Here is a 22701-nt window from a genome sequence, read left to right on the forward strand (position 1 = left end):
GAAAACACTATAACGCATGGAGGGGGGAAGGCGCGACTGAACGCCGCGCCAGAAATGTTAGAAGCTGGCGTTAACCCCAACGTACGGGCCATCAGCAATCGCGTTATCACGGTTGCCATCTTTGCCTGCCAGGTTTAGGTAACGATAACCGGCTTCGATGCTCAGCGGACGCATAATGGTCAGACGCGCACCGGCATTCGCTTCTTCATAGCTGTCGATACCGCTGGAAAGTGAATCAGGAGAGTAATAATACTCACCAAACAGACGGAAGCTATCGCCAATTGGCCATTGTAAACCACCACCGACAGCAGCAGCATAACCTTCATCGCCATCGTTTGGATTGGTATAAACACCTTTACCACCAACGGTCGCCATCAGCGGCCCCAGTGGGATATTCAGACCAAGGCCCAGCCCGGCAACATCACCGTCATCATCGTTATGCATCCAGTTACCACTGACAGCCAGACCGGTGGTCTCAGTACCTATACCAAATCCAAGGTTGGTGTAATCTTCGCCAGCCTGACCATTAATGCTAATCGCGTTCGCCGACGCGGAAACAAACAGCATTCCGGCAAAACCCAACATTAAACTTTTTTTCATTTTCTATCCTTTCCAGCAAGAATCAAAACATAGCCCCAAAACCGATGAATTGTACTGTCAGATGACGAGGAATCAATGAGCTAAAAAAGCGATGCAATGACATATTGTAACTAAATACTACTCACAAGATTTGTTAAAGGTTAAATTCTTGTGCCAATTACACAGATGGACGTCCCAGAACGTCATTTTCAACAAACATCCTGATTTCCCTGCCAAAGCGCTCTTAATTGCCGATGAAACATTTTTTCTGCCGCCAGCAAAAGGTAAGATGAGCACATGATGGAATTTTTCTATACCTCCCCCACAAGGACTCGAATGATGCGCCAAAGAACGATTGTTTGCCCATTAATTCAAAACGATGGCTGTTATTTACTCTGCAAAATGGCTGATGACCGCGGTGTGTTTCCCGGTCAGTGGGCGCTTTCCGGTGGCGGTGTTGAACCGGGTGAACGTATTGAAGAAGCTCTGCGCCGTGAAGTGAGGGAAGAGCTGGGCGAACAACTGGTGTTATCAGAAATTACCCCCTGGACCTTCAGTGATGATATTCGCACTAAAACCTATGCTGATGGCAGTCAAGAAGAGATTTACATGATTTATCTCATCTTCGATTGTGTGGCGGCGAATCGTGAAGTGAAGATTAACGAAGAGTTCCAGGCATTCGCCTGGGTTAAACCGGAAGATCTCGGTGCCTACGATTTAAATATCGCCACGCGTAAAACGTTAACCTTGAAAGGGTTACTGTAGGTTATCATTTTAATAACGGCATATAATTAACATTCCGAATAGCGGCATTGTACTCATAAACTTATAGCAAACAGCAATGCCGCAAAAACAGAAAAAATAATTTAATTTCATCAAGATAAATAAAAATCATCTCTATTTATCCGTCTATCCCAAACCTTAAACTCTTAAGGATAAATTAACCTTCAGTCATTAACCTTTGTAGCCTGATCAAATAATTAACGACGCCCCTGTTTATCACTAAAAATAAAGCTTTGGTGGCGTTAAATGGCTTGAAGGAATAATGATGTCTGACTTTTTGCCTTTCTCTCGCCCGGCAATGGGTGCTGAAGAACTTGCCGCAGTGAAGGCAGTTCTGGACTCTGGGTGGATAACCACCGGCCCGAAAAATCAACAGCTGGAAGAAGCCTTCTGTCAGCTCACAGGAAATCAACACGCCGTCGCCATCTGCTCCGCCACGGCGGGTATGCACATCACGCTGATGGCATTGGGCGTAAGCGCAGGCGACGAGGTCATAACGCCGTCGATGACGTGGGTTTCTACCCTCAACATGATTGTCCTGCTGGGGGCAACGCCCGTCATGATCGACGTCGACCGCGATACGCTTATGGTCACACCTGAGCAAATTGAAGCCGCTATCACCCCACGAACCAAAGCCATTGTTCCGGTACATTACGCTGGCGCTCCCGCCGACCTCGACGCGATTTATGCCATTGGCGAACGTTATGGCATCCCGGTAATAGAAGATGCAGCCCATGCCGTAGGGACATTGTATAAGGGCCGTCATGTCGGTGCTCGCGGTACGGCAATCTTCTCGTTTCACGCTATTAAAAATATCACCTGTGCGGAAGGTGGACTGATCGTTACCGACGACAGCCAGCTCGCTCAGCGGCTTCGCAGCCTGAAGTTTCACGGTCTGGGCGTTGATGCTTTTGATCGACAAACCTACGGCCGGGCACCACAAGCCGAAGTGCTTGCACCTGGATACAAATACAACCTGACGGATATCAATGCCGCTATTGCGCTGGTACAGCTGAATAAGCTGGAGCAACTGAACTCACGCCGGGCGCAAATTGCCCAGCACTATCAACAAGCGCTGGCTGATACGCCATTTCAACCGCTGGGCCTGCCCCAATGGTCGCACGTTCATGCCTGGCACTTATTCATCATTCGAGTTGACGAAACGCGCTGCGGGCTGAGCAGAGATGCCCTGATGGAAGCGCTGAAGACCAAAGATATCGGCACCGGTCTGCATTTTCGTGCGGCCCATACGCAAAAATATTATCGCGAACGCTTCACTACCCTTTCGCTCCCAAATACTGAATGGAACAGCGCGCGCATCTGCTCGCTGCCGTTATTCCCAGACATGACTGAAGCGGATACCCAGCGGGTCATTACGGCGCTTCGCGAGATCGCAGGACAATAACCATGTTTGAAGCCACACCGATTAAAAAAGTCTCGGTGGTCATTCCCGTTTTTAATGAACAGGAAAGCCTGCCAGAGTTAATCAGACGCACCAGCGCCACCTGCGAGAAATTGGGCAAAGACTATGAAATTCTGCTCATCGACGACGGCAGCAGCGACCGTTCCGCTCAGTTGATGATGGACGCCTCTCAGGCACCGAACAGCCATATTGTCTCTATTTTACTGAATCGTAATTACGGACAGCACTCGGCGATTATGGCCGGTTTCAGCCATGTCACCGGAGACTTGATCATCACACTGGATGCCGATTTGCAAAACCCGCCGGAGGAGATCCCACGGTTGGTCGCCACCGCAGATGAAGGCTTCGATGTGGTAGGCACGGTACGCCAGAACCGTCAGGACAGCGTATTTCGTAAGACCGCCTCACGAATGATCAACCACCTGATACAGCGCACCACCGGCAAAGCAATGGGCGACTACGGCTGCATGCTACGCGCCTATCGTCGGCACATCGTCGATGCCATGCTACATTGCCAGGAGCGCAGCACCTTTATCCCTATTCTGGCCAACATTTTTGCCCGTCGCGCCACGGAGATCCCGGTACATCATGCAGAGCGTGAATTTGGTGACTCCAAATACAGCTTCATGCGTCTGATCAACCTGATGTATGACCTGGTAACATGCCTTACCACAACACCGCTTCGCATGCTGAGCCTGTTGGGCAGCGTGATCGCCGCCACGGGCTTTACCTTATCAGTCTTGCTTGTTGTTCTGCGCCTGACGCTCGGCCCACAGTGGGCAGCGGAAGGGGTATTCATGCTGTTTGCCGTCCTGTTTACCTTTATCGGCGCACAGTTTATTGGCATGGGTTTACTCGGCGAATATATCGGTCGCATCTATAACGATGTCCGCGCCCGCCCCCGCTATTTTGTTCAACACGTTATTCGCCCACAAACCACGCAGTCAACCGAGGAAAACCGCGCATGAAAGCCGTCGTATTTGCCTATCACGATATGGGATGTCAGGGTGTCCAGGCCTTGTTGGATGCAGGTTATGAAATCGCTACCATTTTTACGCACACAGACAATCCGGGTGAAAAAGCGTTTTTTGGATCTGTTTCCCGCCTCGCGGCCAGCGCCGGTATTCCGGTTTACGCCCCCGACGAGGTTAATCATCCCCTGTGGGTTGAGCGCATTAGCCAACTGGCGCCGGATGTTATCTTCTCATTCTACTATCGCCATTTACTGAGTGATGAGATCCTCAGTCTTGCCCCTAAGGGCGCATTTAATCTGCACGGCTCGCTGCTGCCGAAATACCGTGGTCGCGCCCCGCTGAACTGGGTATTGGTCAATGGCGAAACCGAAACCGGCGTCACGCTTCACCGCATGGTCAAACGCGCGGATGCCGGTGCCATTGTTGCCCAGCAGCGCGTTGCTATTTCACCAGATGATGTGGCGTTAACGCTGCACCATAAGCTGTGCCAGGCAGCGCGTCACCTGCTGGAAGAGGCGCTGCCCGCGATTAAAACGGGAGATTATGCAGAACTCCCCCAACAAGAAGCAGAGGCTACCTGTTTTAGCCGCCGTACTCCGGAAGATAGCTTCCTCGACTGGTACAAAGCTGCCGCGGAGTTACATAACCAGGTCCGCGCCGTCAGCGATCCGTGGCCGGGCGCATTTAGCTATGTTGGCACACAAAAGTTCACCGTCTGGTCATCGCGCGTTTGCACAAACGACATTGCGGCCCAGCCGGGCACCGTCATCTCCGTGTCTCCTTTACTGATCGCCTGTGTCGATGGTGCACTGGAGATTATTACCGGACAAGCTGGCGATGGTATTGCAATGCAGGGTTCACAACTGGCGCAAGTTCTGGGTCTGGTGCCAGGTTCTCACCTGAACAGCCAGTCAGTGACCACCAGCAAACGCCGTACTCGCGTACTGATCCTCGGCGTTAACGGCTTCATTGGTAACCATCTGACCGAGCGCCTGCTGCAAGAAGATAATTACGAAGTGTATGGACTCGATATTGGCAGCGACGCCATTGGGCGTTTCCTGCAACATCCGCGATTCCATTTCGTCGAAGGTGATATCAGCATTCACTCCGAATGGATTGAATATCATGTGAAAAAATGCGACGTTGTGCTGCCGCTGGTGGCGATCGCAACGCCTATCGAATATACCCGCAACCCGCTGCGCGTATTTGAGCTCGATTTTGAAGAAAACCTGAAAATCATTCGTTACTGCGTGAAATACCGCAAGCGCATCATTTTCCCGTCAACCTCCGAAGTCTACGGCATGTGTACCGACAAAGTCTTTGATGAAGACAGTTCGAATCTGATCGTCGGTCCGGTCAATAAACCACGCTGGATCTACTCCGTATCCAAGCAGTTACTGGACCGTGTTATCTGGGCGTACGGCGAAAAAGAGGGATTGCGCTTCACCCTGTTCCGCCCGTTTAACTGGATGGGACCGCGTCTGGACAGCCTTAACGCCGCGCGTATCGGCAGCTCACGCGCCATTACACAGCTGATCCTCAACCTCGTGGAAGGTTCACCGATTAAGCTGATTGAAGGCGGTAAGCAAAAACGCTGCTTTACCGACATTCGTGATGGTATCGAAGCTCTGTACCGCATCATTGAAAACGAAGGCGGCCGCTGTGACGGTGAGATTATCAACATCGGTAATCCGCAGAACGAAGCAAGTATTCAGGAACTGGCAGAAATGCTGCTTTCCTGCTTTGAAAAACATCCGTTGCGTAACCACTTCCCGCCGTTTGCCGGTTTCCGTGACGTCGAAAGCAGCAGCTACTACGGTAAAGGTTATCAAGACGTTGAGCATCGTAAGCCTAACATTCGCAATGCAAAACGCTGCCTGAACTGGGAACCGACCATTGAGATGCAGGAAACGGTAGAAGAGACGCTGGACTTCTTCTTACGCAGTGTGGATATCACGGAACACACATCATGACCAAAGTAGGCTTGCGTATTGATGTCGATACATTCAGGGGGACGCGCGAAGGCGTGCCCCGCCTGCTGGAGACATTAAACCGACATAACGTTCGGGCAAGTTTTTTCTTTAGCGTTGGGCCTGACAACATGGGGCGCCATCTCTGGCGTCTTGTGAAGCCGCAATTTCTGTGGAAAATGCTGCGTTCAAACGCAGCATCGCTCTACGGATGGGATATTTTATTGGCGGGAACCGCATGGCCGGGAAAAGAGATTGGCCAGGCCAACGCGGCAATCATTGCACAAACCGCCCAGATTCATGAAACCGGTTTGCATGCCTGGGATCATCACGCCTGGCAGGCACGAAGCGGAAACTGGAATGACAAACAGCTGATTGATGATATTTCGCAAGGCATCACCGCACTTGAAGCCATCATCGGTCAGCCAGTCTCCTGCTCTGCCGTTGCCGGATGGCGTGCCGACAACCGTGTCGTCCATGCCAAAGAAGCATTCCATCTGCGCTATAACAGTGACTGTCGGGGAACGTCGTTATTTCGTCCGGTGCTGGAATCCGGGAAAACGGGGACGCCACAAATTCCCGTCACCCTACCAACATGGGATGAGGTGGTTGGCCAGGAGGTCCAGGCGGTGGACTTCAACTCTTATATCCTCTCCCACATCCAGATGAGCAGAGGAACACCGGTGTACACCATTCATGCGGAAGTTGAAGGCATCGCCTTTCATCAGAATTTTGACGAGCTGCTTACTCGCGCCGCGGACATGGGGATGACATTCTGCCCGCTTGGCGAGCTGTTACCTGACGACATCAGTACACTGCCGTTAGGACAGATCGTACGTGGAAAAATACCCGGCAGAGAGGGATGGCTCGGCTGCCAACAACCGTTGAGTGTGACACAATGAAATCTGCTGCCCGCTACACTCTGGCATTTATCGCTTTAATCGCACTGTATTTTATTTTACCTATCAACAGCCGTATGCTCTGGCAGCCTGATGAAACGCGCTATGCTGAAATCAGCCGGGAAATGCTCAACTCTGGTGACTGGATCGTTCCACACTTTTTAGGGCTGCGTTATTTTGAAAAACCAATTGCCGGATACTGGTTGAACAGCATCGGACAATGGTTGTTTGGCGCCAATAATTTTGGCGTCAGAGCGGGGGCTATTTTTGCCACTTTGATGACGGCGCTACTGGTAGCCTGGCTTGCCATGCGACTGTGGCAGGATAAGCGTACCGCCGTACTCTCCTCCGCTATCTTTTTAACGTTTTTTTCGGTTTACAGCATCGGCACCTACGCGGTACTTGATCCCATCATTGCGCTTTGGCTGATGGCGGGCATGTGCTGTTTTTGGGAAGGCATGCAGGCCACCACCAGAACACGCAAAATCATCGCTTTTTTGCTGCTTGGTCTGACCTGCGGTATGGGTGTAATGACCAAAGGTTTTCTGGCACTCGCCGTTCCTGTGCTTAGCGTATTACCATGGGTTTTTGCACAAAAGCGTTGGAAAGACCTCATTCTCTACGGTCTGCTGGCGGTGATCGGCTGCATCGCGATCGTACTACCGTGGGGTATAGCGATTGCGCAACGCGAGCCGGATTTCTGGCATTACTTCTTCTGGGTTGAACATATTCAGCGCTTTGCGCAGGATGATGCCCAGCATAAGGCTCCTATCTGGTACTACATCCCGATATTTGTGGCAGGCACATTACCGTGGCTCGGGCTACTCCCCGGCGCGCTGCGTACGGGCTGGCGTGAGCGGGATGTTCCGCGCAGTGCTCTGTACCTGTTAAGCTGGATTATTATGCCAATCCTGTTTTTCAGCATCGCGAAAGGAAAACTGCCGACCTATATTCTTTCCTGCTTCGCGCCGCTGGCGATATTAACGGCGCGCTTCGGCCTGCAGGCTGCGGAAAAAGGCTCGACCGCGCTGCGCGTGAATGGTTGGATCAACGTGCTGTTCGGCATCGTCGGCATCGTCGCCACGTTTATTGTTTCCACGCTGGGTCCATTGAAGACGCCAGTCTGGTCGCATATCGAAACGTATAAGGTTTTTTGTGCCTGGGGCATCTTTATCATCTGGACGCTTTTTGGCTGGTATACGCTAAATAACCGCGAGAAGAACTGGAAATTCGCAGCACTATGCCCATTAGGGCTGGCGCTGTTATTTGGCTTCTCCATTCCTGACCGGGTGATGGAATCTAAACAGCCGCAGTTTTTTGTCGAGATGACCAAAGAATCGCTGGAGCCGAGCCGTTATATTCTCACCGACAGCGTTGGCGTCGCTGCGGGACTGGCCTGGAGCCTGAAGCGCGACGACATCATGATGTACGGACAAACGGGCGAGTTAAAATATGGCCTCAACTACCCGGATGCCCAGGGTCGCTTTGTCAGCCGGGAAGGCTTTGCCGACTGGTTAGCGCAACATCGACAGCAAGGAAACATTACGCTCGTGCTCTCGATTGATAAGAATGAAGATATTAATCAACTTGCCATCCCTCCCGCTGACTACATTGATAATCAGGGGCGTCTGGTCCTGATTCAGTATCGGCCCAAATGATCTGGATAGCCTTAGTCCTCGCCAGCCTGCTCAGCGTCTGCGGCCAGCTATGCCAGAAGCAGGCGACCCGACCGGTGTCTGTTCGTGCGCGAAAACGCTACATTACGCAATGGATTGGGCTTGCTCTGGCAAGCCTCGGCCTGGCCATGCTGCTATGGCTGGCGGTTTTACAAAACATTCCTGTCGGTATTGCCTATCCCATGCTGAGCCTTAACTTTGTCTGGGTTACTCTCGCCGCATGGAAAATCTGGCGCGAACCCGTAACAACCCGCCACTGGCTGGGCGTTGGGCTGATCATTACCGGCATATTTATTCTTGGGAGTGCAGTGTAATGGGCGTATTTTGGGGATTATGTAGCGTGATGATCACCTCTATCGCCCAGTTGAGCCTCGGCTTTGCGATGGATAATCTGCCGCCAATGCTGCAGCCGCTGGCGTTCATCTCTGCCGTATTCTCTGTCAGTATCGGAGCGTTTGCTTTATATGCCGGATTGACAGGGTATTTACTGTCAGTGATTTGCTGGCATAAAGCCCTACACCAACTCGCGCTGAGCAAAGCCTATGCCCTACTCAGCCTGAGCTATGTGCTGGTGTGGGTTGCCTCAATGATCCTACCCGGCTGGCAGGGAACATTTTCAGTGAAAGCGCTGGCAGGGGTACTGTGCATCATGGCAGGGCTAATGACGATTTTTCTGCCTTCACGCAAACACCAACCCTGAGATTACTTATCTTCAGACTGTCGTAACAGACGTTCCCATTCATCACAGATGTACTGTCTGGCATCAATTACCTTAATGACCCGGGATTTATCGCGGTTAATACAATACTGTGCATCCTTCAGCGGTGAAAGGAGATCGCCGGGCTTAACCCGCTCGGAAGATTGCGCCTCAGCAAGCATCTTTAGCGAACCACCGCTATCGCAAAGTACGATATAGAGCTTCCCTGCTTTTTTGTGACAGCAAGACTTCTTCACATGCCATTCCATAGCGCACCTTTTGTTAATAAATTTCACAATAGGTTACACTTTAGCAGGTAAACAAAAAGACAATAGCTGCGGAATGACAAAAACGAGAAATACTGTTAATGTTTTCTTAATGTTAATGATGAAGCGCTTACCCAATCCAATAACGCACGGCGCGAAATTTTAATTCCTCCAGCTTTGAGCTCGGGCGGCAATGTTAGCCAACATACCGGCTGCTGAAAGCGGGCCAGCTTATCTTTTACCCACACTGCGAGATTAGTTTCTCCAGCATTAGCGTCATACTCAATGACCGCCACCGGGCGATGGCCAAACTCTTTGTCTTCTATCGGCACAATAAAGGCTTGTAGAACATGCGGATGCGCTGCAATCACGCGTTCCACTTCTTCCGGCTGTATACCTTCCCCGCCGCTAAAAAACAGATTATCCATACGACCGACAATCGTTAACTTGCCGTCCTTTAGCATGCCGCGATCGCGGGTTGCAAACCAGCCTTCCGCGTTCACTAAAGGAATAAGCTGTCCGTTACGCCAGTAACCTTGCGCCATGCTGGCAGCCCGTAACCAGACTTCATCATCAACGATTCTGACTTCTCTGCCTGCCAGAGGGGAACCCACATCTGCCAGACCATCCGCCTCTTTCGCACAGACCGTAGAAGCAAACTCCGTTAATCCGTAACCGCACCAGCAACGAATCCCTTGCTCGCGCGCTTGCTCCGTCAATTCAACAGGAATTGCAGCGCCACCCAGCAGTACCGCTTTGAGCGTGACTGGCGTGTTGTTGACCAGCAAGCGCCACAGCTGCGTGGGCACCAGTGAAGCGTGGGTACATCCAGCCAGCATTTGCTCCAGCGGCTGCTTGTCGCGCACGGTCATTCGCGCTCCGGCGAACAACCAGCGCCACAAAATACCCTGGCCGGAAACATGAAACAGCGGCAGCGAGAGCAGCCAGTCATCCTCAGCACCAAACGGCATTAATGACAGGACGCCCTGCGCGCTTGCCAGATGCGCCTGACAGGTATGAACAGCCGCTTTTGGCAATCCGGTAGAACCTGAAGTTAACGTCATCGTGCTCAAACGTTCAGGCAACCACGCTGCGGCGTGATCGCCTGGCAATGGCTGCATCTGCAACGGGCTGAGTTCCGGAAGTGCGATAGCGGCCTCCAGATCCAGCGCAAAACGTAGCGTTAAGTCCGGGATCAGCGCATCAAGCAGCGGCTGAGGCAACTGTGGGTTCACAGGTAAAACTCGTGCCCCACATTGCAGCAGCGCGAGCCAGGCCAGCAAAGCGCGCGGATGATTCCACGCGCGAAGCAGAACACCATCGCCCTCTTCCACGCCCTGAGCGGCAAAACCGCAGGCCAGCTGATCTACACGTGTGCAGAGATCGCTCCAGCTTAATACCTCATCGTTGAGGCGTAAGGCTGGCACCTTCGCACGAACCTGTCGCCAGTGACGCCACGGCCAGTCACCCGGTTGTACCAAGCCCGATAAGCTCACGCTATCGGACCTTTCCTGCTGGGTCATAGCAGACGTTCCAGCGCATCAACGTCGATACACGGCAACGTGCTACCCGGCCAGGTGCGAACCTGCTGGCACTGCATCAGGCTCAGGGTATCCAGACCCGGAATGGTCTGCGGCGTTAACCATGCGGCAATTCGCGCCAGCTGGGTTAAGCCCAGACTCGACTCGATTGACGAACTGATAACGGCAGTAAGACCAAGCGCATGCGCCGCAGCCACCTGTTCACGGACTTTATCGAGACTGCCGGTCAGCGTAGGTTTGATAACAACGGCCTTGACGCCTTCTTCGGCTTCGAAGGTGAAATCCGCTTCACGCAGGCTTTCATCCCAGGCGATGGCAATGCCGGTTTCACGCGCGAAGGCACGGGAGTCGTCGCGGGTTTTGCACGGTTCTTCGAGGAAGGCAATGCGTCCGCGATACTCCGGATTAACGTATTTCGCGAACTGCTGAGCTTTCAACGGCGTCCAGGCCCGGTTGGCGTCAAGTCGCAAATGCAGCTCCGGGATCGCCTCAAGCAGCAGATTGGCTACCATGCCGTCACGGACCGCTTCATACAGACCGACCTTGATCTTCGCCACTTTTTCGCCCGGCATGTCCGCCAGTTGTAGCACCAGATCGTCAGGATCGCCCGTGCACAGCGGCGCAGCACGATAGTCCGCGTCCTGTGGCAATACGCCAGTCAGTTCGGCCAGCGCACAGCTTACGCCAAAGGCGACCGAAGGCAGTTGCGGTAAGGAGTCATCCCCTTGCAGCCAGCCTTTCACCCAGGCCAGCAGCTCGGTTTGCGCCTCTTCCCAGCTTTCCTGACTGAAGCCCGGCAGCGGGGAGATCTCTCCCCACCCTTCTCGCTCACCGTCACGAAGACAAACGTACAACCCGTCACGCGTTTTTAACCGCCTGTCGCGCAGAATCACCCCCGCGTCCATGGGGATCTGCCAGCGGTATACCTGCGCGCTACGCATTACGGATTCCGTTTGAATTTGCTGAAATCAGGCTGACGTTTTTGGTTAAAGGCGTTACGGCCTTCCTGACCTTCTTCCGTCATGTAGAACAGCATAGTGGCGTTACCTGCCAGCTCCTGCAGACCAGCCTGACCATCACAGTCGGCGTTCAGTGCGGCTTTCAGGCAGCGCAGCGCCATTGGGCTGTTTTGCAGCATTTCACGGCACCAGCGTACGGTCTCTTTTTCCAGATCCGCCAGCGGAACCACGGTGTTGACCAGACCCATATCCAGCGCCTGTTTAGCATCGTACTGACGGCAAAGGAACCAAATTTCACGCGCTTTTTTCTGACCGACGATGCGCGCCATGTAGGAAGCGCCCCAACCGCCGTCAAAGGAACCGACTTTCGGGCCGGTCTGACCGAAAATAGCGTTTTCAGCCGCAATGGTCAGGTCACACATCATGTGCAGTACATGGCCACCGCCAATGGAGAAACCAGCAACCATCGCTACTACCGGTTTCGGACAGGTACGAATCTGGCGCTGGAAGTCCAGTACGTTCAGGTGATGCACACCGGAGTCATCCTGGTATCCGCCGTAGTCACCACGCACTTTCTGATCGCCGCCTGCGCAGAACGCTTTGTCGCCAGCACCAGTCAGAATAATGACGCCGATGTTGTCATCATAGCGAGCATCCGCCAGCGCCTGGATCATCTCTTTCACGGTGACCGGACGGAAAGCATTGCGTACCTGCGGACGATTAATGGTGATTTTTGCGATACCGTCGGTGGATTTCTCGTAAAGAATGTCGGTATAGCCTTCAGAGCAATCGTGCCATTCTACCGGTGCGTAAAGCATTGTTTCATCAGGATAGATCATAAAATGTCCTATAGTCAGCGACGCAGAATCTGAGCCAGACAGTCCACTACGCCCGCGGGGTTGTCCCGATGCGCGTTGTGTCCGGCATTACGAATCACATGGTTTGGTACTGATATTTCCGCCGCCAGAGCGCGGAATTTATCGTCACGTTCACCACATAAATAATAAAACGGAAATGTGCGCATCGTGAGTTGCGCACGTAAATCAGGTTGTACGGCAAGCGAGGTGGCCTCCAGCATTGCCGCCAGCGTTTGCCCATTATTCTGGCTACGCAGAGCGACCAGCGCCTCTCTTTGTGCCGCGTTCAGCGAGGAAAAAACGGGCTGTTGATACCAGTCATTAAACACCTCACGTAGCGACTCTGCGCGAAAACGTGCAGCCCAGCGGCCATCCGAGAGTCGACGCTGAACGCGCGCTTCTTCGCTTTGCAAGCCGGGATGTCCACCCTCAACCACCAGACCACAAAGCCCGGGCATCTCCTGACAGGCCGCCATCATCGCGACTCTGCCGCCAAGAGAGTATCCCACCAGCCAGCAGTTAAGTATGTTGTAACTAAGTAGAGTATTACGCAGCAAAACGCTGACATCATCGAACCCGCTCACGCTGATGTCAGCGGAGCCACCGTGTCCCGGCAGGTCGATGTATAGCCGCGAATAATCCTGAAACGCTTCGCCGACCGTCTGCCATTCCTGACAATCACCAGAGAAACCGTGCAGGAAAACCAGCCAGGGAAACCCCGTCTGCCCCTCTTTCGCCTGCGCATGCAGGATCATAGGTGACTTACCTTCGCCAGCAGTTGCTGCAAGGTTTGCGCCCCGTCAGTTTCGTTCACCACCAGCTCAATCACCGTGGCCGCAGGTGTACGCCACGCGTTAGTCAACGCGCTCTCCAGCTGCTCCCAGTTTTCCGGGCGCTGGTATTTAAGGTTAAACATGGCGGCAGCATGCTCGAAATGTACGTTCTGCGGCATCAGATAGAACCGTTCGCGTTCGCTGGCTGGCGTCGGCAGCAGGGAAAAAATCTGCCCGCCGTTATTATTGACCACTATCAGGACAAACGGCGCGGATACCTGGCGCAATAATGCCAGCGCATTCAGGTCATACAATGCAGATAAATCGCCAACAATCGCCAGCGTCGATTTCGCGCTGGCACGCTGTACACCTGCTGCCGTTGACAGCAGGCCATCAATACCGCTCGCGCCACGGTTGCTATAGACCGGGTAACCAGCCGGAAGCTGCGACAGCGCATCAATCAGGCGCACCACCAGACTGTTACCCACGAACAGCTGGCCCTGCTCCGGCAAGTAGTCGCGGATACGGTGGGCTAGTTGCGCTTCACCAAACGCCTCGCGACGGGCTTCTACCGCCTGCCAGGCCTGTTGCGCCAGACGAGGGATCTCAATACACCAGGGCTGACGTTTCTCCGCCGGATGTAGCTCCAGCCAGTCGCCAACTTTCGCTACCAACCTGCGGCCGCGATGATGGGCCGGATCGAGGCGGCCTTCGATATTATCGACAATCCAGTATTCCTGCGGATCGCAGCTGGCCTGCCATTGCAGCAGACGTTTTCCGGTCAGGCTGCTACCAAGCTGCACCACAATCTGCGCCTGCTGCAATTCAGCTACAGCTTTCGCATTTCCCAGCCACAGGTCGGCGCACGGCAGCGGTTGTCCGGTTTGCGACAGAACATCGCCAATCAGCGGCCAGCCTAATGTCTGCGCCCACTGCGCAACCTTCTTACCTTCTTCCGCGCTCATGCGACCGGCAATGACTACGCCGCGTTTTTGTCGCCAGAAAAACCAGTCGCGCTGTTTGTCGCTTTCCAGCCGACGCGCTTCTCGCAGCCAGGGTTTATCGTCCTGCCACCAGTCGCCGAGGCGCTGCTGCCAGGCAATCCCCGTTTCGTCCATATCGCCATACAGCGGTTCCGCAAACGGGCAATTGATATGAACCGCCCCGCTATGCAGGGCAGCTAACGCATTATCAATAGTGGACACCAGCCAGCTTGCCGGAATGTCCTGAGTCGGACGCGGTAAAGAGAGCGTTTGCGATGGATGCGAGGCAAACATTCCGGCCTGACGAATCGCCTGGTTCGCGCCACAGTCGATAAGCTCTGGCGGTCGGTCTGCCGTAAGTAAAATCAGTTTTTCACCGGTCAGGCCCGCTTCAATCAACGCGGGATATAAATTCGCCACCGCGGTACCGGACGTCACAATCACGGCGACAGGCTGCCGGCTGACTTTTGCCAGACCTAAAGCCAGATGCCCAAGACCGCGCTCGTCAAAATGGGTGTGGTGGATGAATGCGGGGTTTTCCGCTGCCGCCAGCGTCAACGGTGTAGAACGAGAGCCAGGGGCAATGCAGACATGCCTGACGCCGTGGCGAGTGAGTGCTTCCAGAATGACCGCCGCCCAGCGTCGGTTAAATGCGCTTACTGACATGAGATTGTCCGGTATCAATATTGCGACACAGTATAGAGAATCGAATAAATGGATTTTTGATATGAATCGGAAATATACACGAAATCACTATCCTTCCATCTGTAATAAAGTACGTAACCCTGCCGCTTTATTGTCTATTTCTTGCCATTCCTGCTCAGGATCTGAGCCACGTACAATCCCTGCCCCGGCATACAGGCGTACCACGTTTGCGCTAATTTTCGCCGAACGCAATGACACACAAAACTCGCTTTGGCGCAAAGAAAGATAACCCGCTGAACCGGCATACCACTCGCGTTCAAAGGGTTCATTTTGTTGGATGAACTCACGCGCCAGCTCACGCGGAATACCGGCAACGGCCGCCGTTGGCTGGAGCTGCATCAGGCAAAGCGTATCGTCGGCCTGATTCAGTTCCGTCCAGATGCAACGGCGCAGGTGCTGCACTTTACGCAGCCTGAGCACCTGCGGTGGCAGCACATCGAGAGTTTGCGTACAGCCTTGTAGCCGCTGGCAAATATCTTCGACCACCAGCATATTCTCGCGCTGGTTTTTGTCATCTTTCATTAGCCAGTCGCCCAATTGCCAGGCCCGATGATCCTCAGGGTGATTGGCCACAGTTCCGGCCAGCGCCTCGGTGCGCAGCGCCGTATCACGTCGTCGATACAGACGTTCAGGAGAAGAGCCAAGAAAAGCGGTGTCGGCGGAGAATGCCATAAAGAAATGGTAGCAGTTCAGATTTAAGCGACGGCTGGAAGCCATCACGGCAGCGGCATTAACCGACTGAGAAAACTGTAAATCGGTCGCCCGCGCCAGCACGACCTTATCGAGGTCTTCTCCTGCGATCGTTTGAGTAGCGAGTTTTATCAGGTCTATCCAGCCAGCTTTCTCCGGCCAGTGCTGTTCTCCCGTCAAATTCAAACGCAATGCAGGGAGCGGTTTTACGGGAGCAAGCGATGAGATGAAGGCGATCGCTTGCGCAGCGTCTTCACGTAGCGACACGTCGCTATAGAGATGTAAGCGTAAGCTCGCCACTCCGGCACAACGTCGCCACTCCAGCCGCGGCAGCAGTAAATTGCCACGCTGAGGCTCAAAGGCATTCAGGCCCCAGATGCGCAGGTCGGGATGATTATCATGCTGATGTAAAAATTGCTGGGCTGATTCCAGCGAGGAAAATGCGGCGACGGCCCCTAATACGGCGGCTTCTTCATCGCCGTTACGCTGCTGCCAGTAAAACTGGGGCCAGACGGGTTGACTGGCCAGCCATCCTAAAGCGTCAAACGCATCATTCAGTGGGAAAGGTATATCGTAAATACGAATTCCAGGTGCTGCTGGCATCTCTTGCGATAAATGACGCATCAGACTTTCCAGCGCAGTAGTGATTGAATGCACGCGGACCTCTCCCTGTTAAAAACCTCTCATTATACGGGGTACTGAGCAGAAAAAGCAGTACCCCCAGTTAGGGAGTACGTACAAATGCGATGACAGAACGGAATTTATCGCCGCGCTAACAATAATCCCATCACTAAACCGACTGTGGCGCCAACGCCGATTCCGCGCCAGGGTTTTTCGTGCACATAGTCATCCGCCCGACAAACGGCTTTTTTCGCACGGTAATAGTAGCTATCAGAAGCATGGCTGACGCGATTTCTCACCTCTTCTAACGCCCGCTCTGCCCGCGCTTTTAACTCAAGGTATTTTTGATCTGCTGGGTCGCCAGAAGAACGCAGCACCTCTTCCAGCGTTTCGCTTAATAATTCCAGATCATCATCGATACGTGATTCATAAGAATGAAAAGACATTATATTCTCCCTTTCTATTGACGTACCCGCTAACTATAGACAACCTGGACTGATTGCGCCTGTTTACGCCTGATGTGCTTCCCGCGCCATTCCGACGTGTGGAATACCATCTTCGTCATAGATATCCGTCACCGGAACAAAGCCAAAGCGCGCATAGAACGATTGCAGATGCGCCTGCGCGCCCAGATACAACGCCTTGTGCGGCCAGTGTTGCACGCAGGATGCCAGCGTCTGGGCCATTAGCTGTTGCCCCAGTTTTTCACCACGCAGCGCTTCGCTTACAATCACCCGACCAATCACTGCCGGCTCCAGCTCGTCATCGCTTTTCAGAATCCTCGCATACGCCACCAGCTCATCGTTATGCCAGCCCAGAATATGCCGATTCTCTCCAGCCAGGTCATCGCCATCCACATCCTGGTACGGACACTGTTGCTCAACTACAAACACCGCGCATCGTAGCTGAAGTAGTGCGTACAGTTGTTGGGTACTCAGCTTTGCATGGTGGAGATCTTGCCAGTGAATCATTGTCTGCCCCTATGTTGTGATAACCTGAACACCCTGCCTTATTGATGGCGAAAAGTGTAACGCAAAGATGGAATTACTATTTTTAGGCACGTCTGCGGGAGTCCCCACGCGCTCACGCAATGTAACGGCAATTTTACTGAATCTGCAACACCCGACTCAGGCGGGGCTGTGGCTTTTTGATTGCGGCGAAGGGACGCAGCATCAGATGCTCACCACGCCTTTCAATCCAGGAAAACTCGATCGTATTTTTATCAGCCATCTGCACGGCGATCACCTGTTTGGTTTACCGGGGCTACTGTGCAGTCGCTCAATGGCCGGCAATGTCCAGCCTCTGACGCTCTACGGGCCAAAAGGGTTGCGAGAGTTTACCGAAACCGCATTGCGTCTGAGCGGCTCCTGGACCGATTATCCGCTGGATATTGTGGAAATTACCGCGGGTGAGATTGTGGATGACGGCCTGCGAAAAGTAACGGCGTACCCGCTGGCGCATCCGCTGGAATGCTACGGTTTTCGCATTCAAGAGCACGATAAACCGGGTGCGCTTGACGCCAATGCCCTGAAGGCGGCAGACGTTAAAGCGGGCCCGTGGTTTCAGGATTTGAAAGCCGGAAAAACCATCGTGCTGGAGGATGGTCGAGCGATTAACGGTGCCGATTTTCTTTCCCCGCCCACCAGGGGAAAATCAGTCGCTATTTTCGGTGACACAGGACCCTGCGCGTCCGCCATTGAACTGGCTCGAGGTGTAGATGTCATGGTACACGAAACCACGCTGGACGCGTCAATGGAGGAAAAAGCAAACAGTCGCGGGCACAGCTCAACCCGACAAGCCGCACAGCTGGCGCTGGATGCCGGAGTGGGACGTCTGATAATGACCCACGTTAGCTCACGCTACGATGAAAAAGGCTGCCAGCGCTTACTCGCAGAGTGCAAAACAATATTTCCAGACACGGCACTGGCTCACGATTTCGCCATTTTCAGCGTTTAACGCTCTATTTTTCCGCCTCAGTGCCGATAACAGTGGAAAGGCTGGCTTTCACACTGAGGACAGGATGAACAATTTCCAGAAAGATATTGATGACAGGACAAACCTAACCCTGTCTAACCGTTTTGAACTGCTGCTGTTTCGCCTCGGCAAATCTGTTGAGGAGCAGAAATCAGAGCTGTTTGGCATCAACGTATTCAAGCTACGTGAAATCGTGCCGATGCCGACCTTTACGCGTCCGGCGGGTATGAAGGCCCCGTTACTGGGTATGGTTAATATTCGCGATCAGGTGATCCCGGTGATTGACCTGCCCGCCGTTGCGGGCTGTAAGCCAGAGACCGGACTCAACATCCTGTTGATCACAGAATATGCCCGCAGCGTCCAGGCGTTTGCTGTGGAGTCAGTGGAAAACATTATGCGCCTGGACTGGCAACAGGTGCATACCGCCGAGAAAGCCGTTAATGGTCGCTATATCACCAGTATCGCTTGCCTGGACGACAACAAAGAGACTAACAACCTGGCGCTGGTGCTCGACGTTGAGCAGATCCTGTACGACATCGTACCGGCGAACCACGACCTGCGCGCAACCGATCTTAAAACCAATAAATTCAACATCACGCCGGGTGCGGTGGCGATTGTGGCTGATGATTCCAAAGTGGCCCGCGCCATGCTGGAAAAAGGGCTTAACGCCATGGAGATCCCGCATCTGATGCATGTAACAGGTCAGGATGCGTGGGAAAAAATACAGCAGCTTTCCGCAGAAGCGCAGGCGGAGGGCAAGCCAATCAGTGAGAAGATCGCCCTGGTGCTCACCGATCTCGAAATGCCGGAGATGGACGGTTTTACGCTTACCCGTAAGATAAAAACCGACGAACGTCTGAAGAAAATCCCGGTCGTTATCCACTCTTCGCTTTCCGGTAGCGCGAACGAAGATCACGTTCGCCGAGTAAAAGCGGATGGCTACGTGGCCAAATTCGAAGTCAATGAGCTTTCTTCAGTGATCCAGGAAGTGATGGATCGCACAGCGAAAGGCATCAGCGGTCCGCTGGTGAGCCGTCAGCTATTAAACTGACCGTATTTCACGCATAAAAAAACCCGCCAAGGCGGGTTTTTTCGTTTCTGCATTTCGTTTACATCAGCGGAGTCGCTAACTGCACAATGCTGATCAGCGGTTGTGGGTAAATACCCAGCACCAGAACCAGCAGGGCAGAAATCAGCACTACGATACCGCCCGCGCTGTACTGCCAGTTAGACGGCGCATCACGGTTCAGCTGTTGCGGTGCGCTCAGGTACAGGCTCACGGCAACACGCAGGTAGTAGTACAAACCAATCGCGGAACCGACTACCACTGCGGCAACCAGCCACCACAGATTAGCCTGCACACCGACTGCCAGTACGTAGAACTTGCCGATAAAGCCCAGCGTCATCGGGATACCTGCCAGAGACAGCATCATCACCGTCATCACAGCCGCGAGGATTGGACGATGCCAGAACAGACCACGGTAGGAGAACAGAGAGTCCGCATCCGGGCCGCGGTACGGGCTGGACATCAGGCTGACCACACCGAACGCGCCGAGGCTGCTGAACAGGTAACCGGCCAGGTAAACACCAACCGCTTCCATCGACATCTCGCCGCTCTGCAGAGCAATCAGCGCCACCAGCAGGTAACCGAGGTGAGAGATAGAAGAGTAACCGAGCAGACGTTTAATGTTGGTCTGGCTCAGCGCCATCAGGTTACCGAAGATGATGGAAGCAAAGGCAATTACGCCCAGTACGATACGTACCGCTTCGCTATCCCCTACCGGGGCGTACAGGAACAGACGCATCACCACGCCGAAGATAGCGATTTTGCTCGCCGTCGCCAGGAAGGTGGAAACCGGAGCAGGAGCACCCTGGTATACGTCTGGGGTCCACAGGTGGAACGGAACCAGCGAGAGTTTAAAGCCGAGGCCAACAATCATCAGACCGAAGCCAGCCAGCAGCAGCGGTTCGTGCAGCATGCCGTCGCCGAGGCTCTTACCGAGTGCAACAAACGACAGATTTCCAGACTGCGCGTACACCAGCGCCATACCGAACAGCAGGAAGGAAGACGCTGCGGCAGACAGAATGGTGTATTTGATACTGGCTTCCAGCGAACGTTTCTGACGGAACGCATAGCCAACCAGACCAAACAGCGGCAAAGAGATCAGCTCAATACCAAGGAACAGCGCCGCCAGATGGTTAGCGTTAGCCAGCAGAATACCGCCAAGTGCGGCAATCAGCACCAACAGGTAGAACTCTTCCCGGTTGTCATCGTAGCCTTCCAGCCACGGGTAAGCGAAGGTACAGGTGGCAAGACTCGCCAGTAGCACCAGCCCGGTGTAGAGCATGGCGAAACCGTCAACCCGCATCAGCGGGGTGACGTCCATGGCGCCCGCCTGGCCAACAAACCAGAGCGAAACCAGCGCGGCGTTAAGCCCAATGACCGACAGCGTGGCATTGAGGAAGTGATTGCGTCGCCACGCAATGGAGAGCATCACAACCACCACCGTCAAGCCGACGATCAGCAGCGGTAGCAGCGCAATCAGGTGTTGTGGAGTTATTGTCATGGCGATTTACGGCCTTGTAGTAGTAACGGAATTAACAAACCACTGCTGGATGTTGCTCATCGCAGAATGCGAGGTATCCAGAATCGGCTGCGGATAGAAGCCAAGCAGTACCAGAAGCACGACCAGCAACAGGATGATAAACAGCTCACGCAGCGACATCCCTGGCAGTTCAACACTGGCAATCTGGCTCTTCGCTTTACCGAAGTAAGCGCGATGCAGCATCGCCAGCGAGTAAACAGAGGCAAACACCAGACCAAAAGTCGAGATCACGGTAATGACCGGAACCACCTGGTAGCTGCCGAACAGAATCATAAATTCGCCAACGAAGTTACCTGTACCCGGCATACCCAGCGTACACACTGCGAAGAACATCGACAGCGCAGGCAACCATTTCATTTTGCCCCACAGGCCGCCCATCATACGCATATCACGCGTGTGCAGACGTTCGTACAGCTGACCACACAGAATGAACAGACCTGCTGCGGACAGACCGTGCGCAATCATCTGGATAACAGCACCCTGGTACGCCAGCTGGCTGCCGGTGTAGATAGCAATCAGTACGAAGCCCATGTGCGATACGGAGGTGTAAGCGATCAGACGTTTGATATCGTACTGATTAAAGGCCATCCACGCGCCATAGAAGATACCGATAACGCCCAGCCACATTGCGATAGGTGCAAACTCCGCCGACGCGTTCGGGAACAGCGGCAGAGAGAAGCGCAGCAGACCGTAAGCCGCGGTTTTCAGCAAGATCCCCGCCAGGTCAACGGAACCTGCCGTCGGCGCCTGGGAGTGCGCATCCGGCAACCAGCCGTGCAGCGGAACCACCGGCATTTTCACCGCGAAGGCGATGAAGAAGCCCAGCATCAGCAGATATTCCACACCGTGGGACATCGGGGTATTCAGCAGCTCTTCATAGTTGAAGGTCCACACACCGGTCGCTTTATAGTGCACAAACACCAGCGCCAGGATGGCAATCAACATCACCAGACCACTCGCCTGGGTATAAATGAAGAACTTGGTCGCCGCCGTGATACGCGTTTTACCGTCAGAGGCTTTATGCCCCCACAACGCGATCAGGAAGTACATCGGCACCAGCATCATTTCCCAGAAGAAGAAGAACAGGAACATGTCGATGGCAAGGAACACGCCGATCACGCCGCCTAAGATCCACATCAGGTTCAGATGGAAGAAGCCCTGGTATTTTTCGATTTCATTCCAGGAGCAAAGTACCGCCAGAACACCGAGCAGACCAGTCAGCACTACCATCAGCAGCGACAGACCGTCGATAGCCAGATGAATAGAGATGCCAAAACGTGGGATCCACGGCAGGACAAATTCAGACTGCCACTGCGGAATGCCAGCGGATTGCGTCAGTGAATAGCCGCCCTGCAACCACAGTTGCAGGCCAAGCGCCAGCGTCAATCCCATGGTAATCAGCGCGATCCAGCGCGGCACCTTCACGCCAAAGCGTTCGGTCTGCCAGCACAGGAAGCCACCGATAAAGGGAATTAATATCAACCAGGGTAATAACATAGCTAAGTATGTCCCTTATATTTACTCCTGCTCAGGCTATCTCACTCGTCAGCCCAAATCCCGGCAGTGCTGGCAATCCTCACGTACTTCAGTACGCTCCGGTTGCTCTGCGCTGGCGGTCTCCGGTCTGACTTCGCCGATGACGCCTGTACATCAGGAACAGATTTTCAACGAATTCTAAAAATTATTTTTGGGTTTGTAGGCCGGATAAGCGCAGCGCCATCCGGC

At 53.6% G+C, this 22701-nt stretch carries 22 protein-coding genes; 10 read left to right on the forward strand and 12 right to left on the reverse strand.

Annotated elements, in window-relative coordinates:
* Positions 1-57: 57 nt before the first annotated feature.
* Positions 58-600, reverse strand: a complete 543-nt coding sequence (locus OGY06_RS09890; protein ID WP_286605250.1) for a YfaZ family protein — start codon at positions 598-600, stop codon at positions 58-60.
* Between the two features lie 318 nt (positions 601-918).
* Here OGY06_RS09890 and nudI point away from each other — a divergent pair, with 318 nt between their 5' ends.
* The 8 genes from nudI (at position 919) to arnF (ending at position 9004) form a co-directional block, all read left to right on the forward strand.
* Entirely contained in the window at positions 919-1344 is a 426-nt protein-coding gene (gene nudI, locus OGY06_RS09895) for a nucleoside triphosphatase NudI (protein ID WP_125112762.1), read from the forward strand.
* Positions 1345-1627: 283 nt separating this feature from the next.
* On the forward strand, positions 1628-2767 hold the full coding sequence (gene arnB / locus OGY06_RS09900; protein WP_125112625.1) for a UDP-4-amino-4-deoxy-L-arabinose aminotransferase: 1140 nt from the start codon (positions 1628-1630) through the stop codon (positions 2765-2767).
* A 2-nt stretch (positions 2768-2769) separates the two neighbouring features.
* Entirely contained in the window at positions 2770-3753 is a 984-nt protein-coding gene (gene arnC, locus OGY06_RS09905; protein ID WP_193134236.1) for an undecaprenyl-phosphate 4-deoxy-4-formamido-L-arabinose transferase, read from the forward strand.
* Complete coding sequence (arnA, locus tag OGY06_RS09910) at positions 3750-5732, forward strand: bifunctional UDP-4-amino-4-deoxy-L-arabinose formyltransferase/UDP-glucuronic acid oxidase ArnA (RefSeq protein WP_125112626.1); 1983 nt, start codon at positions 3750-3752, stop codon at positions 5730-5732. The genes arnC and arnA overlap by 4 nt, the downstream gene beginning before the upstream one ends.
* Positions 5729-6631: a 4-deoxy-4-formamido-L-arabinose-phosphoundecaprenol deformylase gene (arnD, locus tag OGY06_RS09915; RefSeq protein ID WP_125112627.1), complete on the forward strand. Its 903-nt coding sequence runs from the start codon at positions 5729-5731 to the stop codon at positions 6629-6631. The genes arnA and arnD overlap by 4 nt, the downstream gene beginning before the upstream one ends.
* On the forward strand, positions 6628-8286 hold the full coding sequence (arnT, locus tag OGY06_RS09920) for a lipid IV(A) 4-amino-4-deoxy-L-arabinosyltransferase (RefSeq protein ID WP_125112628.1): 1659 nt from the start codon (positions 6628-6630) through the stop codon (positions 8284-8286). Before arnD ends, arnT begins: the two co-directional genes overlap by 4 nt.
* A complete protein-coding gene (gene arnE / locus OGY06_RS09925) occupies positions 8283-8618 on the forward strand; it encodes a 4-amino-4-deoxy-L-arabinose-phosphoundecaprenol flippase subunit ArnE (protein WP_003834709.1) in 336 nt (111 codons plus the stop codon). The genes arnT and arnE overlap by 4 nt, the downstream gene beginning before the upstream one ends.
* Positions 8618-9004, forward strand: coding sequence for a 4-amino-4-deoxy-L-arabinose-phosphoundecaprenol flippase subunit ArnF (gene arnF, locus OGY06_RS09930; protein ID WP_003834713.1), 387 nt, complete (start codon positions 8618-8620; stop codon positions 9002-9004). The genes arnE and arnF overlap by 1 nt, the downstream gene beginning before the upstream one ends.
* A 2-nt stretch (positions 9005-9006) precedes the next feature.
* On the opposite strand, the gene pmrD is transcribed toward arnF, so the two are convergent.
* From pmrD to OGY06_RS09975, 9 genes are all read right to left on the reverse strand, one after another.
* The gene (pmrD, locus tag OGY06_RS09935; RefSeq protein ID WP_003834715.1) at positions 9007-9270 is read right to left on the reverse strand and encodes a signal transduction protein PmrD; all 264 of its coding nucleotides are present in this window, start codon (positions 9268-9270) and stop codon (positions 9007-9009) included.
* A gap of 95 nt (positions 9271-9365) precedes the next feature.
* Complete coding sequence (menE, locus tag OGY06_RS09940) at positions 9366-10790, reverse strand: o-succinylbenzoate--CoA ligase (protein ID WP_003834718.1); 1425 nt, start codon at positions 10788-10790, stop codon at positions 9366-9368.
* Positions 10787-11749 carry an o-succinylbenzoate synthase gene (menC, locus tag OGY06_RS09945; RefSeq protein ID WP_125112629.1) on the reverse strand — a complete coding sequence of 321 codons (963 nt, stop codon included), beginning with the start codon at positions 11747-11749 and terminating at the stop codon, positions 10787-10789. Before menC ends, menE begins: the two co-directional genes overlap by 4 nt.
* Positions 11749-12606: a 1,4-dihydroxy-2-naphthoyl-CoA synthase gene (menB, locus tag OGY06_RS09950; protein ID WP_003027671.1), complete on the reverse strand. Its 858-nt coding sequence runs from the start codon at positions 12604-12606 to the stop codon at positions 11749-11751. The genes menC and menB overlap by 1 nt, the downstream gene beginning before the upstream one ends.
* A 14-nt stretch (positions 12607-12620) precedes the next feature.
* Positions 12621-13379: a 2-succinyl-6-hydroxy-2,4-cyclohexadiene-1-carboxylate synthase gene (gene menH / locus OGY06_RS09955; RefSeq protein ID WP_003834724.1), complete on the reverse strand. Its 759-nt coding sequence runs from the start codon at positions 13377-13379 to the stop codon at positions 12621-12623.
* Positions 13376-15046, reverse strand: coding sequence for a 2-succinyl-5-enolpyruvyl-6-hydroxy-3-cyclohexene-1-carboxylic-acid synthase (gene menD / locus OGY06_RS09960; RefSeq protein WP_003834726.1), 1671 nt, complete (start codon positions 15044-15046; stop codon positions 13376-13378). The genes menH and menD overlap by 4 nt, the downstream gene beginning before the upstream one ends.
* A gap of 87 nt (positions 15047-15133) precedes the next feature.
* The gene (gene menF, locus OGY06_RS09965; RefSeq protein ID WP_057066387.1) at positions 15134-16432 is read right to left on the reverse strand and encodes an isochorismate synthase MenF; all 1299 of its coding nucleotides are present in this window, start codon (positions 16430-16432) and stop codon (positions 15134-15136) included.
* 104 nt (positions 16433-16536) lie between these two features.
* A complete protein-coding gene (gene elaB, locus OGY06_RS09970) occupies positions 16537-16842 on the reverse strand; it encodes a stress response protein ElaB (RefSeq protein ID WP_003027683.1) in 306 nt (101 codons plus the stop codon).
* Positions 16843-16905: 63 nt separating this feature from the next.
* A complete protein-coding gene (locus OGY06_RS09975; RefSeq protein ID WP_286605253.1) occupies positions 16906-17367 on the reverse strand; it encodes a GNAT family N-acetyltransferase in 462 nt (153 codons plus the stop codon).
* 67 nt (positions 17368-17434) lie between these two features.
* Between OGY06_RS09975 and rbn the strand changes: the two genes are divergently transcribed.
* Together rbn and OGY06_RS09985 are read left to right on the forward strand one after the other, a co-directional pair.
* Positions 17435-18352 (forward strand): ribonuclease BN, encoded by a 918-nt coding sequence (rbn, locus tag OGY06_RS09980; protein WP_003834737.1) that lies wholly within the window; start codon positions 17435-17437, stop codon positions 18350-18352.
* Between the two features lie 64 nt (positions 18353-18416).
* The gene (locus tag OGY06_RS09985; protein ID WP_003834740.1) at positions 18417-19421 is read left to right on the forward strand and encodes a chemotaxis protein; all 1005 of its coding nucleotides are present in this window, start codon (positions 18417-18419) and stop codon (positions 19419-19421) included.
* Positions 19422-19479: 58 nt separating this feature from the next.
* On the opposite strand, the gene nuoN is transcribed toward OGY06_RS09985, so the two are convergent.
* Both nuoN and nuoM read right to left on the reverse strand, forming a co-directional pair.
* Positions 19480-20937, reverse strand: coding sequence for an NADH-quinone oxidoreductase subunit NuoN (gene nuoN, locus OGY06_RS09990; protein WP_003027689.1), 1458 nt, complete (start codon positions 20935-20937; stop codon positions 19480-19482).
* 6 nt (positions 20938-20943) lie between these two features.
* Positions 20944-22473, reverse strand: coding sequence for an NADH-quinone oxidoreductase subunit M (nuoM, locus tag OGY06_RS09995; RefSeq protein WP_003027692.1), 1530 nt, complete (start codon positions 22471-22473; stop codon positions 20944-20946).
* Between the last annotated feature and the right edge of the window lie 228 nt (positions 22474-22701).

This window comes from Citrobacter sp. Cpo147 (genome assembly GCF_030332405.1).
In the GTDB taxonomy this organism is placed as follows: domain Bacteria; phylum Pseudomonadota; class Gammaproteobacteria; order Enterobacterales; family Enterobacteriaceae; genus Citrobacter; species Citrobacter portucalensis.